This window comes from Colwellia sp. Bg11-12, from assembly GCF_014076955.1.
Lineage (GTDB): Bacteria > Pseudomonadota > Gammaproteobacteria > Enterobacterales > Alteromonadaceae > Colwellia_A.
Genome location: NZ_JACGUZ010000056.1, coordinates 172,439 through 188,859, shown reverse-complemented (window position 1 = coordinate 188,859; position 16,421 = coordinate 172,439). Strand labels below are relative to the sequence as shown.

General features: G+C 37.8%; 15 protein-coding genes. 7 read left to right on the top strand and 8 right to left on the bottom strand.

The features are described 5' to 3' along the window. Nucleotides 1-50: 50 nt before the first annotated feature. The gene (locus H4J39_RS05185; protein WP_182226297.1) at nucleotides 51-452 is read left to right on the top strand and encodes a DNA polymerase III subunit psi; all 402 of its coding nucleotides are present in this window, start codon (nucleotides 51-53) and stop codon (nucleotides 450-452) included. Further along, a complete protein-coding gene (gene rimI / locus H4J39_RS05180; RefSeq protein ID WP_182181915.1) occupies nucleotides 449-898 on the top strand; it encodes a ribosomal protein S18-alanine N-acetyltransferase in 450 nt (149 codons plus the stop codon). Before H4J39_RS05185 ends, rimI begins: the two co-directional genes overlap by 4 nt. 162 nt (nucleotides 899-1,060) lie before the next feature. Here rimI and H4J39_RS05175 read toward each other — a convergent pair whose 3' ends face one another. The 6 genes from H4J39_RS05175 to napF are packed head-to-tail and all read right to left on the bottom strand — an operon-like array spanning nucleotide 1,061 to nucleotide 5,655. After that, the gene (locus tag H4J39_RS05175) at nucleotides 1,061-1,651 is read right to left on the bottom strand and encodes a NapC/NirT family cytochrome c (protein ID WP_182226296.1); all 591 of its coding nucleotides are present in this window, start codon (nucleotides 1,649-1,651) and stop codon (nucleotides 1,061-1,063) included. Between the two features lie 33 nt (nucleotides 1,652-1,684). Then, nucleotides 1,685-2,143 (bottom strand): nitrate reductase cytochrome c-type subunit, encoded by a 459-nt coding sequence (locus H4J39_RS05170; RefSeq protein ID WP_182226295.1) that lies wholly within the window; start codon nucleotides 2,141-2,143, stop codon nucleotides 1,685-1,687. Between the two features lie 41 nt (nucleotides 2,144-2,184). After that, nucleotides 2,185-4,680, bottom strand: coding sequence for a nitrate reductase catalytic subunit NapA (napA, locus tag H4J39_RS05165; RefSeq protein WP_182226294.1), 2,496 nt, complete (start codon nucleotides 4,678-4,680; stop codon nucleotides 2,185-2,187). Further along, nucleotides 4,677-4,979 (bottom strand): chaperone NapD, encoded by a 303-nt coding sequence (locus tag H4J39_RS05160; RefSeq protein WP_182226293.1) that lies wholly within the window; start codon nucleotides 4,977-4,979, stop codon nucleotides 4,677-4,679. The genes napA and H4J39_RS05160 overlap by 4 nt, the downstream gene beginning before the upstream one ends. Further along, nucleotides 4,979-5,122, bottom strand: a complete 144-nt coding sequence (locus H4J39_RS05155) for a TIGR02808 family protein (protein ID WP_182226292.1) — start codon at nucleotides 5,120-5,122, stop codon at nucleotides 4,979-4,981. Before H4J39_RS05155 ends, H4J39_RS05160 begins: the two co-directional genes overlap by 1 nt. Continuing rightward, nucleotides 5,119-5,655: a ferredoxin-type protein NapF gene (gene napF, locus H4J39_RS05150; RefSeq protein WP_182226291.1), complete on the bottom strand. Its 537-nt coding sequence runs from the start codon at nucleotides 5,653-5,655 to the stop codon at nucleotides 5,119-5,121. The genes H4J39_RS05155 and napF overlap by 4 nt, the downstream gene beginning before the upstream one ends. Before the next feature lie 376 nt (nucleotides 5,656-6,031). On the opposite strand from napF, the gene prfC reads away from it, so the two are divergent. The 4 genes from prfC (at nucleotide 6,032) to H4J39_RS05130 (ending at nucleotide 11,740) form a co-directional block, all read left to right on the top strand. After that, complete coding sequence (gene prfC, locus H4J39_RS05145; RefSeq protein WP_182226290.1) at nucleotides 6,032-7,615, top strand: peptide chain release factor 3; 1,584 nt, start codon at nucleotides 6,032-6,034, stop codon at nucleotides 7,613-7,615. A 277-nt stretch (nucleotides 7,616-7,892) separates the two neighbouring features. Continuing rightward, complete coding sequence (gene argS / locus H4J39_RS05140) at nucleotides 7,893-9,647, top strand: arginine--tRNA ligase (protein WP_182226289.1); 1,755 nt, start codon at nucleotides 7,893-7,895, stop codon at nucleotides 9,645-9,647. 109 nt (nucleotides 9,648-9,756) lie between these two features. Next, nucleotides 9,757-10,893: an HDOD domain-containing protein gene (locus tag H4J39_RS05135; protein WP_182226288.1), complete on the top strand. Its 1,137-nt coding sequence runs from the start codon at nucleotides 9,757-9,759 to the stop codon at nucleotides 10,891-10,893. A gap of 16 nt (nucleotides 10,894-10,909) precedes the next feature. Further along, on the top strand, nucleotides 10,910-11,740 hold the full coding sequence (locus H4J39_RS05130; protein ID WP_182226287.1) for a TatD family hydrolase: 831 nt from the start codon (nucleotides 10,910-10,912) through the stop codon (nucleotides 11,738-11,740). Here H4J39_RS05130 and H4J39_RS05125 read toward each other — a convergent pair. Then, complete coding sequence (locus H4J39_RS05125) at nucleotides 11,733-12,365, bottom strand: AhpA/YtjB family protein (protein ID WP_182226286.1); 633 nt, start codon at nucleotides 12,363-12,365, stop codon at nucleotides 11,733-11,735. The two genes, H4J39_RS05130 and H4J39_RS05125, sit on opposite strands and share 8 nt — an antisense overlap. Before the next feature lie 106 nt (nucleotides 12,366-12,471). On the opposite strand from H4J39_RS05125, the gene serB reads away from it, so the two are divergent. Next, entirely contained in the window at nucleotides 12,472-13,530 is a 1,059-nt protein-coding gene (gene serB / locus H4J39_RS05120) for a phosphoserine phosphatase SerB (RefSeq protein WP_310649717.1), read from the top strand. A 14-nt stretch (nucleotides 13,531-13,544) separates the two neighbouring features. Here serB and H4J39_RS05115 read toward each other — a convergent pair whose 3' ends face one another. Beyond that, nucleotides 13,545-15,995 (bottom strand): PilZ domain-containing protein, encoded by a 2,451-nt coding sequence (locus H4J39_RS05115; protein WP_182226285.1) that lies wholly within the window; start codon nucleotides 15,993-15,995, stop codon nucleotides 13,545-13,547. Nucleotides 15,996-16,421 lie beyond the last annotated feature (426 nt).

Here is a 16,421-nt window from a genome sequence, read left to right as displayed (position 1 = left end):
AAACATAATCTATTGCTATTTATTTGGTATTAACTAAAAATTCTGTCATTATGTCGACCTTACTTACACTAGGTTTTATCGCCCTATTTATGACCATGACTAAAAGACAGTTTTCGCATTTACAGGCTATGGGCATCGAACTTTGGCAGTTAAAAAACAGTAAAAAAAAGAACAGTACTGACACTTTTGCTTATATAAGCATCGAACTTTCTGCACTAGTTGATACTACAATATTTACTGATATCCTAAACTGTTTAGGCTTGTCTTTGGGCGAAGTAAGCTGCGATAACAACACTTTATCGATGGGTTTATTAACGTGGCAATTCAGCGAGCAAACTAATATTTCTCTTACAAAGTATCACTTGGTCACCCCCTCTATTAACATTTTAAAAAATTCTCCGCTATTAAAAAAAGCACTTTGGCAAAAACTACAAGAAAACTCAATAATATGACTTTTAGCTACCATAAAATTTCTCCCAACGATGTAGATTCATTAATGCCTATAGAAAACGCGTGTCATTCTCACCCATGGAGTGAAAAAACCTTTAATAGCTGTATTGGCGCACGTTATTTTGGTTATTATTTAAAGGTAAATAATGAGTTAGTGGGGTTTTACATTGGTGAACATGTTGCGGGTGAAGCTACCTTAATGGATATATGTGTATCACCAACACTGCAAGGCAAGGGTTATGGCAAAGTATTACTTGAACACTTCTTTGACCAGTCAAAACGACTCAACAACACGCTTATTTGGTTAGAAGTTCGTGCAAAAAATATCAGCGCACAAATGATGTATATCAATAGTGGTTTTACCGAAACAGGTCGAAGAACAGGGTATTACCCAAGTGCATCAGGCTTTGGCTATGAAGATGCCATTGTAATGAAAAAAGTTTTCTAACCTTGCTTAAGTTACACATGAATATAGTAATTTCGCATCAAGCATCATGTGTAATCCAAAAAAATAATAATAGCATCAACAAGATAAAGCCTCTTTAATCATAAAATTAAAGAGGCTTTAGTTTTTCTATATTAAGCTTTACAAATACCTGCTGACATTTAATTACCAGTTAGCTACACCTTTCATGTCTGGTAATTCATGGGCAATACCCTTATGACAGTCTATACAGGTTTTTTCACCTGAGGCTAAGGCACTTGAATGCATTTTAACACTGCGATTGCCTTGCTCTGAAAAATCCATGTACTCAAAGTTGTGGCAGTTACGACATTCCAGTGAATCATTCTCTTTCATACGTTTCCATTCACGTTCAGCCAATTCACGGCGGTGATCCTGAAACTTCTCTCTGGTATCAATTAAACCGGTCAGCATGCCCCAAACTTCTTTACTTGCCGCTATTTTTCGAACGATCTTATGTGTCCATTTTTTTGGCACATGACAATCAGGACAGGTGGCTCGAACGCCGGAACGATTAGCATAATGAATGGTTTCTTTGTACTCTTCATAGACATTATCTTCCATTTCATGACAGCTAATACAAAACTCCTCAGTGTTGGTAACTTCTAGGGCGGTGTTAAAGCCCCCCCAGAAAATAACTCCCCCCGCAAAACCAATCGCTAAAATAAACCATAGAGCTGCACTACTGGGTGATTTTAAATACCTGAGTAAGCTTTTAATTTTTGATTCTTTTGTCATCTTAATCCCCTTTAGCTACCCAAAGAAAAGTCATTAGTTACTACCTAACAATTCAACGGGTTTAAACGTATTGTCAATCAACTCAGGTGCATCAGCCTGAGTGACATGACATTGAGAACAAAAATAGCGGCGCGGTGAAACATCTGACAATGTTTTACCGTCACGGGTTTCATAATGCGTTAAGCTAATTTTGGTTGCCCCTGTTTCTCTGGCATATTTCCAGCTATGACAAGTTAAACATTTATTGCTGTCTTTATTGACCCGATACCCTCGAATTTGATGTGGTACAACAGGTGGCTGGTGAACATAATTACGCTTAATCGGATTTTTATCTTTAATTACCCGCTTAAGCGATTCAGCACTTTTTGTTTCATTCACTTTAGCCATACCGCGGATAGTTTCTAAGCCACCCGATGTTACTTCTTGATAAGCTTGTACATTCATCGACATAGCTAAACTAGCAGTTATCATTATTAATGGTAATATTTTCATTTTTTACCTCGACCCAATAGGTTACATAAATTTAATCAGTTCTAAACAGTGACTTTTTTCACTTTTACCGCACATTTTTTGAAGTCAGTTTGTTTAGACAAAGGATCGGTAGCATCTAGGGTTAACTTATTAACCAATTGTTTTGCATCAAACCAAGGCATAAACACCAAACCTTTGGGTGGTCTATTACGCCCTCTGGTTTCAACCCTTGATTTTACTTCACCACGGCGAGACTCAATGAGAACTTCATCACCACGGCGTAAGCCTCGTGATTTAGCGTCATCAGGGTGAATAAATAACACTGCATCAGGGAAGGCCTTATGAAGTTCAGGAACTCGCGCGGTCATAGAGCCAGAATGCCAATGCTCAAGTACACGACCAGTACTTAACCATAAGTCGTAATCTTCATCGGGTGATTCTGCGGCAGGCTCATAGGGTAAAGCAAAGATAATCGCTTTCTTGTCTTTGTGACCATAAAACTGAACTTCACTGCCTTTTTCAACATAAGGGTCATGTCCTTCACGAAAACGCCACTTGGTTTCTTTACCATCAACGACTGGCCAGCGAAGACCACGCTCTTCGTGATAACGATCAAAGGGGGCTAAATCATGACCATGTCCTCGGCCAAAGGTCGCATATTCTTCAAACAAACCTTTTTGAATATAAAAACCAAAGTAATCCCCTTCAAAGTTAGTATCCCCTTTAGATTCACTCATCGGGAACTTGTCTACGTTACCGTTAGCGTAAAGCACGTCGTACATTGTTTTACCACGGTATTCTGGGTTCTTAGCAAGTAGTTCTTCAGGCCATACTTCTTCAATATTAAAGCGTTTGGAAAATTCAACGATTTGCCATAAATCTGAACGTGCTTCACCTGGCGCATTCACCTGTTGATGCCAAAATTGCGTACGACGCTCTGCATTACCATAAGCGCCTTCTTTTTCTACCCACATAGCCGTGGGTAAAATTAAATCAGCAGCTTGGGCTGTTACCGTTGGATATGGGTCTGAAACAACGATGAAGTTTTCAGGGTTACGGTAACCTGGGATCCCTTCTTCATTAATGTTGGGCCCTGCTTGCATATTGTTATTACACATCACCCAATAAGCATTTAATTCGCCGTCTTTAAGCTTACGATTTTGCAAAACCGCATGAAAGCCTGGTTTAGGTGGAATGGTACCTTCGGGTAATTTCCAAATTTTTTCAGCTATTGCTCTATGTTTAGGATTTTTCACCACTAAATCAGCGGGTAATCTATGTGAAAAAGTACCTACTTCGCGTGCTGTACCACACGCTGACGGTTGACCCGTTAATGAGAACGGGCTATTACCCGGCTCTGATATCTTGCCAGTTAACAAATGTACGTTGTACATTAAATTATTTGCCCAAACACCACGCGTATGTTGGTTAAAGCCCATGGTCCAGAATGAAGTCACTTTCACTTTAGGATCAGCATAAAGCTTGGCTAGCGTTAATAACTTAGCTTCTGATACGCCCGAAAGCTTAGAGGTGTACTCAATCGTATAAGTGCTTACAAACTTAGCAAAGTCCTCAAAACTCATCGGTGTTGAGGCACCACTATCAGGATTTTTAGCCGCTTTTTGTAATGGATGAGAAGGACGTAAACCATAACCAATATCCGTAACGCCTTCACGAATATTCACATGCTTCTTCATGAAGTCTTCATTCACGGCATTATTTTGAATAATGTAATTTGCAATAAAATTTAATATCGCTAAATCTGTTTGCGGTGTGAAAATCATACCGTTATCAGCAAGTTCAAAACTGCGATGCTTATAGGTTGATAATACGTTAACTTTTACATGAGGGTGACTTAAACGGCGATCAGCTAAACGCGACCATAGAATGGGGTGCATTTCTGCCATGTTAGAGCCCCAAAGTACAAACGCATCCGCAGCTTCTAAATCATCGTAACAGCCCATAGGTTCGTCGATACCAAAGGTACGCATAAAACCACCAACAGCAGATGCCATACAATGACGCGCATTAGGATCAAGATTGTTGGTTAGAAAGCCTGCTTTCATTAATTTTGAAGCGGCATAACCTTCCCAAACGGTCCATTGACCCGAGCCAAACATACCGACAGAAGTTGGTCCTTTTTTCTTTAAAGCCGCTTTAAACTTTTCAGCCATGACATCAAAGGCAGTATCCCAACTTACCGGCGTGAACTCACCTTCTTTAGCATAAACACCGTCTTTCATCCGCAGTAAAGGCTGAGTTAATCTGTCTTTACCGTACATAATTTTAGATAAAAAGTAGCCTTTGATACAATTCAAGCCTTTGTTCACTTCTGCCTGAGGGTCGCCTTGAGTAGCAACGACTTTTCCTTCTTGTGTACCGACAAGCACACTACAACCTGTGCCACAAAAACGACAAGGGGCTTTATCCCATTTTATGGTTGTATCTGACGATTTAGTGATCAGGTTTGAAGCTGAAGTAGGTACAGCAATTCCAGCCGCTACAGCCGTTGCTGCAATTGCATTTGCTTTTATAAAATCGCGTCTTGTTAATGTCATACCTTTATCCCCTGATGTTGTGGTAATCCATAATCATTATGATGAAAAATCAATGATGATGAGACCACGCCCGGTAAATTACTCATATCTGTTATGGTGTTAATAAGGCCTTTGCCTTTTTCACCTCTGTTTAAATCGTTCTCTTCTATGGTTACTACCATAGAGCCATTATCGGCAATTTCATGCACTTCAGCCCCAGGGAACTTTCCTAATTCTTTAGCCACTTCCTCAGTGTTACTTGACTGAGCAACAAAAAGTACACCCGCAATATTAATGGATTCTTCTAATAGATTTATCACTACTCTTCCCCTACAGATTTAACACCTAACATTTTTAAAAGTGCGATAGCAACTAGTGCGGTACCGGCAAAGCCGGCTAAAAAAATAACGGGCATCGATGAATAACCTAGAATATTCCAAATCATTTGTTCAAGAGCACTCATATAACTCTCCTATTGGTATTTGCAGATTGTTCTTCTGCTGAATTTTTGGGTTTTAATTGAATGGATGATTGCGGGCAAATAGCCACACAGGCGCCACAACTTGTGCAATCGTTCAGCGTAATATGGGGTTGTGGTACGGATGAATTGATATACTTAAAAGAGATAGCTTCAGTTTCACAGCTATCTTGGCAGCTTTGACAAAAGACTCCATTAGCCGCCAAACAATCACTCTTAATTGATATATCTAAATCCCAAGCATTACTTGAAGCAATAAGACCAGATTCAATAAAAATATTTTGCTGACAACTCTCGACACACTGCTGACAAAAGGTACATTCACCCAATAGAAAATTAACTTCAGGGAAACCGCCATCACCTTTATTAATAATGTTTTCAGGGCAAGATGTTATGCAGTCACCACATTGTGTGCAACCATCAATAAAAGTGACTTCGTTAATCACCCATGGCAACCGAACTGCTGGTGTTGTGGTTAGTTTTTTTGCTTTAAAAAAATTTCTTCTTGCTAAGTCCACGGTATCACCTTGAAATTTTATATAGTCGCTTTGTTAAAGCAGCGAACAAACTCAATTTACAGCATTGCTCATATTGGATATTGATTTTGATCAAGTATTTAAATAACACGTCTATTTACCTAACGACTTAACCTTCTGCATACGCAAATCTCCTTTATTTACGGAAAAATGGTTTATGGCTGATAAAAAAAATTTAAAAGTTAAAATTAGTATAAATATTATTAATAAAAATCATTATTTAAAGACAGTCCCCTGATGCGGCTTTTCATATTTATGGTACAATGCGCGCCAATTATGGGATTATTAGAAGATCCCAAGGACTTTAAGAAAATTGTTTATGTGCATTAGCATGTACACCAAAGAGAACTTTTAAAACATGACAACGCTACAGGCTAATGAAGTTAATCTAAGACGTACTTTCGCAATCATCTCCCATCCTGATGCGGGTAAAACCACCATCACTGAAAAAGTATTACTTTTTGGTCAAGCTTTGCAAAGAGCCGGGACTGTTAAAGGTAAGAAATCAGGTCAGCATGCAAAATCTGATTGGATGGAAATGGAGAAAGAGCGTGGTATATCTATTACAACCTCTGTCATGCAATTTCCTTATAACGGCTGCTTGGTCAACTTACTCGACACACCAGGCCATGAAGACTTTTCCGAAGATACCTACCGAACTCTCACCGCGGTCGATTCGTGTTTAATGGTTATCGATGTTGCTAAAGGTGTTGAAGCACGTACGGTTAAATTAATGGAAGTTACTCGCTTACGTGATACACCCATTATTACTTTTATGAATAAAATGGATCGCGATGTACGAGATCCAATGGAAGTAATGGATGAAGTAGAAGAGATTCTTAAAATAAAATGTGCGCCTATTACTTGGCCAATTGGCATGGGTAAAGAATTTAAAGGTGTTTATAACATTTTAACTGACGAGATATTTTTATATCAGTCAGGCCTTGGTCATATGATCCAAGAAGAGAGAATTATCAAAGGGCTTGATAACCCGGAATTAGACAAAGTCATTGGTACCTATGCTGATGATTTACGCGAAGAGTTAGAGCTCGTTTCTGGCGCCTCACATGAGTTTAACTTAGAAGAATTTTTAAAGGGTGAACTCACACCAGTATTTTTTGGAACTGCCTTGGGTAACTTTGGTGTTGACCATATGCTTAACGGTTTAACTAAATGGGCGCCAAAACCCTTACCACGTTTAACAGACGTTAGAGAAGTTACCGCCCAAGAAGAAAAGTTCACTGGCTTTGTTTTTAAAATTCAAGCGAATATGGATCCAAAACATCGTGACCGTATTGCCTTTATGCGTATTTGCTCAGGTAAATATGAAAAAGGCATGAGAATGCGCCAAGTACGCATTAACAAAGATGTAAAAATTGCTGATGCTGTAACCTTTATGGCGGGTGACCGTTCAAATGTAGAAGAAGCCTACGCGGGTGATATTATTGGTTTACATAATCACGGTAGTATTCAAATTGGCGACACCTTTACTTCAGGCGAAATGATGAAGTTTAGTGGTATTCCAAACTTTGCCCCTGAAATGTTCCGCCGTATTCGTTTACGCGATCCGTTAAAAGCGAAGCAATTACAAAAGGGCTTGATCCAACTTTCAGAAGAAGGTGCAGTGCAAGTCTTTAGACCATTTAACTCAAACGAGATGATTGTTGGCGCGGTAGGTGTATTGCAATTTGAAGTGGTGGTACAGCGTTTAAAAACTGAATATAAAGTTGACGCTATCTACGAACCCATAAGTGTGGCAACGGCCCGCTGGTGTACGTGTGATAATGAACGAACCTTAGAACAATTCAGTAAAAAAGCCTATGACAATTTAGCGCTAGATGGTGGTAACAACTTAACATATATTGCCCCGACTATGGTGAATTTGAATTTGGCGCAAGAGCGTCATCCAGACATCCAGTTCCACCAAACCCGAGAACACTAAATTTGATGTCGTAAATGTCATTTTAACTGCGTTATTTATTCTTTTTTTCGGTCATTTAGTAAACTAAACTCCCAATTAAAAAAGAATAAACGCCTTGTTAAAAAGCATTCTACTTAATCAAATGAGATTAATTATAAATAATATGACTAACTGCGAAATAACGCCTTTCTCGCAGTTAGTTGGCTCAAGATTAAAGAAATGACACGGAGCATGCACCGCATGTGAGTATCATTGATGCCAATATTGAGTCAAATAACCATGAGAAAGAGTTTATTTTATGAATATTAAACAACTATTAAGTGAAAAAGTATCAGCGGCTATGGTGCTTGCTGGTTTGCCTGAAGGCACTAACCCAGCGGTTAGCCTCTCAAGTCGCCCTAACTTTGGTGACTATCAAGCCAATGGTGTTATGGGTGCAGCGAAAAAGCTAAAAACAAACCCTCGTGAGTTAGCGACTAAAGTTGTTGAACACCTAGATCTTGAAGGCATTGCTGACAATATTGAATTAGCTGGTCCTGGTTTTATTAATATTCATTTAGACAAACATTGGCTAGCCGCTCAACTTGCTAAAATGGCAAATGATGAAAAATTGGGCGTAACGCAACGGGGAACGACTGCTGAAGATCAAGCAAAAACCGTTGTTGTTGACTATTCAGCACCCAACCTCGCCAAAGAAATGCATGTCGGTCACTTACGCTCAACCATTATTGGTGATGCAGTTGTGCGCGCTTTAGAGTTTCGTGGTGACAAAGTCATTCGTCAAAACCATATGGGCGATTGGGGCACACAATTTGGTATGTTATTAGCGCATTTAAGCGACAAACTTAATGCCAACGAAGTTGCTGAAACTGCCCTTTCTGATTTAGAAAACTTTTACCGTGAAGCAAAAATTCGTTTTGATAACGAAGAAGGCTTTGCTGACCGTGCGCGTGACTATGTTGTAAAGCTTCAAGGCGGCGACAAAGATTGTTTAGTATTGTGGAAGTTATTCATTGATATTTCTATTGCCCACAGTGAAGATATTTATCAGAAACTTAACGTAACATTAACCCGTGACGATATAATGGGTGAAAGTGCTTATAACAATGATTTACCCACGGTTGTTGAAGAGCTAATGACCAAAGGTATTGCTGAAGTTAGTGAAGGTGCCAAAGTTGTTTTTATTAATGAAATGGCAAATAAAGACGGTGATGCACCGGTATTTATTATTCAAAAAACGGGTGGTGGTTATTTATATGCGACAACCGATTTATCTGCTTGTCGCTACCGTACCAATGAACTAAAAGCTGACCGTATTATTATTTTTACTGATGCTCGTCAAAGTTTACACTTTAAACAAGTTGAAATTGTTGCGCGAAAATCAGGACTATTACCGGCACATGTCGGCTATGATCATTGCCCATTTGGCATGATGATGGGTGACGATGGTAAGCCATTTAAAACCCGTACCGGTGGTACGATCAAATTAGCAGAATTACTTGACGAAGCCGTTATTCGGGCAAAAGAAGTCATCAAAGAAAAAAATCCTGATTACTCTGATAAACAACTCAATGAAATTGCAACAAAAGTAGGTATTGGAGCAGTCAAGTTTGCTGATTTATCTAAAAATAGAACCAGCGACTATATATTTAACTGGAAAACGATGCTAAGTTTTGAAGGCTCTACCGCACCTTATTTACAATATGCTTACTCGCGTATTCAAAGTATCTTTAATAAAGCACAAATTGAACAAAAAAACTTCAACGCTGATATCACTATTATCGAACCACAAGAAAAAGCGTTAGCTTTAAAATTACTCCAACTCGAAGAAGTAGTAGACTCGGTTATCAGCGAATCTACCCCTAACTTATTGTGTAATTATTTATATGAGTTAGCGAGTTTATACATGAGCTTTTACGAAGCATGCCCCATCCTTAAAGAAGGTATTGACGAAGCAGTGAAAAAATCTAGATTAGCACTTTGTTTAAATATTTCGAAAACGTTAAAACAAGGTTTAGATATTCTTGGCATTGAAGTCATGGAACGCATGTAACTTTAGCTAAAACTGAAGAAGACAGTTCCCCTTGAATATTCAGGGGTTCTGCAAAATAGCAGTAATACGTTGAGTACAGAGTAAATATTAGAATAGGAAGTGTGAATAAATGAAAGTGCTGATCGTTGATAATACAGACCAAACACTCTTGGCACTAAAACAAGCATTTTATGACGGCCCTTGCCAAACAGCTTATGTAGATAATGCTAAACATGCCTTAAAAGCATTAAAACAGCATAAATTTGACGCTATTATCAGTGTCTTAAATCTAGGAAAAATAAGTGGCTTAGAACTACTTAAAGCAATATCTCTAAAATACCCAACGATGATCCGAGTAGCTATTACTAATGACAAAGAAGCAGAGGCTCATCTTAGCGCTCAAGCGGGAAATTATTGCCATTACACTTTTGCTCTGCCACTTAATATCGTGAGTATTCATCAAACCATTACGGCGGTTGGCGACGAAAATAAAGCGATCACTAAAGATCACATTATTAAAGCTGTAGCTAAAGTTAAAACATTGCCAAGTCCACCGAAAGTATATTTACAGCTCAATGCCATTTTAGAAGAGAGCAATACTGACTCAGAAAAAGTATCTGAGATAATTTCTCAAGACCCTGCATTAGCCGCTAAAGTGTTACAGTTTTCCAACAGTTCATTTATGAACCAAGGTAAACCAATTAACGATATCACTGAAGCCATCACCCGCATGGGGCTTGAAACACTGTGCTGTATTGTTATGACCGCTGAACTTTTTTCTTATGAACCTAACATTCCTGACTTTTCATTAATTAAAGAACAATTACACTGCTTATCGACTGCACGTTTAGCCGCTTCGATGGTAAAAGTTGAACTTAAACGAGACGCATTGCTTGCTGGGTTATTACATGACATTGGTAAAATTGTATTATTTGAAATGGATCCAAAGTTAACAAAAAAATATTTTCAGTACCGTGTTCAAAGTGCAAATAACAATGCCTTAGAACAAAAGGTATTTGGTACTGATCATAATCATGTTGGCGGATACCTGCTGCATATGTGGAGCTTTTCTTATCATTTAATTGAAGCTGTGGTTATGCATCACTGCCCAGAAAAGTTATTAAAGAAATCATTTGGTATCGCACAGGCTGTTTATTTAGCTGATATGTTACTCAGAGAACAGCAACCAGAGCCAAAATTTATTGAACACTTCAAATTAGAAAACGTACTTGAAGCGTTAGAAAAAAGAGCTGCAAAGCTAAGATAATAGGTCGCTTTATCTTATGAAATTTACAGATAGCCACTGCCACTTAGATTTTGAAGCCTTTAACGCAAAAGGTATTTCCTCAACGGTTTCATTACTGGCGCTATGTGCTAAAAAAAACATCCATCAAATTATCGTTCCTGCTATAGCGCCCGACAACTGGGAAAGCGTTTTAGCTTTAGCCAATAATATCCAAGAACAACCACTTAGTGGCTGTAAAGTTTTTTCTTGTTTAGGTATTCACCCCTGGTTTTTAGCTGGCTTACAACAACAGCATCTTGATAAATTAGCGCAAAAAGTTTTGGAAAATAAAACACGTATTATTGCAATTGGCGAGGCTGGCCTAGATAGTGTAATAGCAAAGCAACAAGATAACTTTAACCAGCAAAATCTATTTTTCGAATTTCAGCTTTATCTTGCACAACAGCATCAACTGCCAATTATTGTTCACCACCGAAGAACACATAACGAAACAATAACGCTGTTAAAGCAGATAAAAATTGCACGTGGCGGTATTATTCATGCGTTTTCGGGGAGTTACCAACAAGCTTGCCAATATATAGATTTAGGATTTAAATTAGGTATCGGTGGTACAATCACCTACCCCAGAGCAGAGAAAACGATTAAGGCCATTAAGCGCTTACCCTTGAGTAGTTTAGTACTAGAAACAGATGCCCCCTCAATGCCACTCAATGGTTTCCAAGGGGAAAATAATTCGCCGTTGCGTGTTGTTAACGTTTTCAATAAATTGGTCGAATTACGACAAGAAAGCTCAGAGGTGATAGCCGATAAAATTGAGGGAAACATTTCAACACTGTTTCAGCTTAACGATAAAAACCGTATTAATTAAGTCTTTTATCCATATCATCTAGCCTAAAACCCTGACGACTAAAGCGGTTGAGTCCGCGAGTAAGTAAAAATCCCACCACGCCAGCAATAATCATCATTAACCGTAATAAAGTAAACTGTTGATCATTATTTTTTAATAATTTAGTCGTTAAATAGGTTTTGTCTAAGGTTAAGCGTACATAACCAACTAATGCGTCTTTACGGATTTCGCTCACGAAAGGCACGGAAATTTTACTCTTATTTAATTTATTTTCAGATAAGCCAAAAAGTGCTCTGATACTTTTAGCATTTTGGCTACTAATAATTAATTGTCCCGATAAGTCATAAAGATGAATTTCATTTACAGCCTCAGCTTTTTGAAGTTCATCTACATAATTTTGTAATAATTGCCGACTTTCTTTCGTTTTAACTTCTGAAGTTAATACCGATAAGCCAGCTGAAGCTTGTTGTAAATACTGCTGACCTACATCGTAAAAATGTTGATCAATACTTTGCTTATTCTTGGCTTGGCTATAAATCCATAAATTCATCAGCACAACAATAAACACAATCGCTATAGCTAATTGCATTATTTTATTATAAATAGATGATAATTTAGGGTATAAAGGCTGTTGTGTATGTGTCATAAGCACTGCAAATATATTGATTTTATCTTTACGTTCATTTTTATACTATAGCATTATTCATTGAAAATAATCGCTAAAACTATAATTCACCTAAAAAGGTTATACTGTGTCGATTGCTATCCAACATTTTCCTCTTGAGCATATTCAACAACTTAGCTTAGCTGAGTTCATTCCTTATGGTGGATCAGATAAGTACTTGCCTTGCTTTGCCTCTTTTGAAGATAATTGTTGGCGAATTGACGAACGTTATGCAGCAATAGCAGGCAGTAAAGAAAGTCGTGAGCAAAGTAACCAAACGCTACAAAAGCTTGAACTTATCGTTTTTAGTAATATTCGTCTTGGCCTGCTTAGCCAATTACTCATGAAATGCCAACTATCCGTTTCGGCGCTAAATGCGATTAATATACGAAATAATCTGACGAGTTATCGCTTTATAGTTACGTGCCAACACTTAACGACTGCACGTGAGAGTTTAGTCGACTTTATACTAGAGCATAAAATAGAAGCGGCACTGATTGAAAATGCGCCAAAATTATCACAGCCAGGTATTTTGGTTATGGATATGGACTCAACTACCATAGAAATTGAATGTATTGATGAAATCGCAATTCTCGCTGGTGTAGGTGAGCAAGTTGCAGCAGTCACTGAACTTGCCATGTTAGGCGAGCTTGATTTTGCGCAAAGTTTGCATCAACGAGTGGCAACATTAAAAGACTCCCCAGAAAGTATTTTAGCTGAAGTAGCAAAGCACATCCCGCTGATGAATGGACTGGAAACGCTTGTAACGGTATTAAAAAGTCATGATTGGAAAATTGCCATTGCCTCAGGAGGCTTTACTTATTTTTCGAACCATATAAAAGACTTGCTAGCGCTTGATGCTGCCCACGCGAATACCTTAGAAATCATTGATGGTAAGTTGACTGGTAAAGTTTTAGGTGATGTTGTTGATGCACAAGCCAAGGCTGACTGCTTAGTGGCTTTGCAAAAGCAATATCACTTACCCAAAGAGCAAACTGTCGCCATGGGTGATGGAGCAAACGATTTAGTAATGATGGCTGCTGCGCATTTGGGTGTTGCATTTCATGCTAAACCGCTGGTATTAGCAAAAGCAGACAGTGCCATTAATACTGATGGTCTTGACTGCCTTTTGCATTGGTTAGCATAAAGCGATTTTAACAATTAAGATAACAGCTCATGCCTCACTAAAGTTTCTTGGGTAATATCGTGTAATTGGATTATGCCTGCTACACTCCAAATATCTTGCTCAATCTGTTTGCCACGGTGTATAGCATAAGAGCTGATATAGCTTAATTCTGGGTTTAAATGATCCATATCAGGCTCATCAGTTCTTGAAAGCTTCATCTGGACACAAAAGAATAAACCACGATTGAGCGCTCTAGAAATAAACATCCGCTGCAACATCGGCGATTCTAACTCGCTGGATGTTTTAGTGGTGACTGCTTGATCAATGATTTCATTATCAAGATTAATCGCAATATATAAAATCTCTGATACGGGTTGATCATCAGCTTGCATTTTTTTCAATGATGACGTCATAGCCGTGGTAGCTTTTAAATTATTCAATATTGGGTATAGATTGTAGATTGACCTTCTGTCGCTTAACTGCTGCATCACAGGGAGTAATTTATCTTTTATCGTGCCACAAACAATAGCTTCGAATTTATATCGACTCCCACTGGTTTGTACCATTAAGGAAGGAATAGTTAAACTCCCGCTATAGACGTTGCGCAATGCTTTAGCAAGGCCCGGTATCATCAATGCGTACTCATCGGGGGTTAATTTATCACGATTTTTGGAGATTAATGCTTTAAAAAACGCTCGCCCCATATGTTGATGCTTTTGAACATAAACGCGTAGATTAAGAATGTTTTTATTTTTATTGATACGCATAACTTCATAAGGAAGTACTTTTAAGTCAAAAGCCGAGGTGATTTTTTGTAGTCCTGGGAAAGTTAAGTAGACTACGTCTCCTTTAGTTAACAGAGAAGGTTTATCAAGCTCAAGTTTCAGACCTAAAATAGAGAAATCATGAGATTTACCGCCACGGCGAACGCCTTCTATATCAAGTTCAACCGGTGTCGAATATTTAAATCTTGGTTCTTGTCGCTGATTTTTATAGTTAATTCCAACTTCGTCCATCAACAACGGCAATGTTAGACGTTTATGACCAAAGTTCTTTAAACGACTTGTATCAATGTTTTCAAATGAAAGTTGCTGATACTGATTAGTGGCAACTTTATTGGTCACATCAACGGCTACAACGATGTATGGCAAGTTATTAAGCGTTTCTATTGCATCGTTTGGAATAGGTAGGTTTAGGTATTCATTATTTTTAGATAACGTATTTGATAACGTGAGAGGTGAATGAGCTTTATCTATATCAACATCTATAATCGTTAACTGTGTAATTGCAAAGCTTGTTTTTGACGCAGCAAAACCCAAAAACTGTTTTTTAAAGTCACTGTCGTCATTTAATTGCTGTGTGTCAGCAGTATAAAAGAAATATTTGCCTTGGCTTTTGTGAATAAAGCTATAGACCAGTAACGATTTACCTAGTGCATGGGTATTCTTCATCCTTAATATACGTTCTGGGCTAATTAAACAGTACAACGTAGAGTGGCGATTTTCGTCTTGCCAATATTGAAAAGTTGATTGATTATTATGACAAGTGAGTGCATAACGCGGTAAAAACTCACCGTTTTTATCTTCTATAAATAGAGGTAATTCATTCAATTTAGGTAAAGAAAACTGCTCAAAACTACGCGATTGGATCGCATTTATCGTGTTATCTAAATTAATTTTATAACGGCGTTTATTCCCCTGAATAAACCCCTGTAAAAACTTTTGAAAACCATCCAATGCTTTATCTTTTGAATAAACTCTCGTACAACCTATTAATTGGGTTTTATCAAGTTGTTGAATGTTCTTTACTTCAAAGTGAAAATTATTTTCGTGGCCAAATTGAAACTCATCTTCCAGACCTCTAAAGCGAATTTTTATAGGCTGCCCCACCGTGATATTATTTGGAAAGTTAAAGCGGAATTTAATCCCTTCTACACTAATATCGGAACTTGTACATTCATATTCTTTTTTATCATTTTCTAGCAGTATATCTAGAGTAATAGCGAAGTTCATCCGCTCTTCACTGCGATTATAATAAGGGCCAAAAGTAAACAAATTCGCAGGGTACTGAGCTTTATCGAACACCTTAGCTGCTTCAGTTTTTAAAGGTTTGCTGGTATTACTTTTTTCTTTTTGATAGATAACACGAAAGTTATTTTCGGTATTCATTACCGCTTCATAAACACCAAAAGTATACCCTTTATAAAAAGTGATATTTTCTTGATAAACTTTAATTGCAATATCATCGAGGAAGTGAAGCCTGTCGTCATGTTCAAATGAGCGACATTCGCCATCAACATGCCCGCGTAAGTCAATGAGGCGCGTACATGGCGCAGCTAAACGCTTAAGCTCCATTTTTAACAAGAAGCGCTCCGTTTTAGGAATATGCTGAGTCATCGCGGAAAAATTTGTTTCAAAATCACTTTTTAAAACATTACCGCGAAACTGTTCAACTATTTTTTGGTACTTCGAAAAATCTGTAGTCATTTACACTTTGAGTTCTTTGTTGTAACACTTATTATAAGCAGTAAAATGAAAGCAATAAACTTTCATTTTCGTAGAATGAATTTACTATAAATTAATTCACGATAGAATACATCAACAATGACAATCATAAATATCATTGAAAATAATATGTTATCTGGGCACTCGTCATCTTAACAACATATACCAATAGTAATTAAAGCAATAATTATGCCCAGTAATAAAAAATATGACAAAATAAATCATACGATGTTTATCATAACGATCAAACTGATTGTGCGGCTTAGTTAGCACAATGTACTTACTATAAGGCATACAATAGTATTTCGAGCATTAAAGGCTAAAGTAGTCCACAAGATTAAATTAACATGATTTACATGGGTATTAGGCCCTAACGAACTGAAAGTTCAAACTATTGACATGATTATT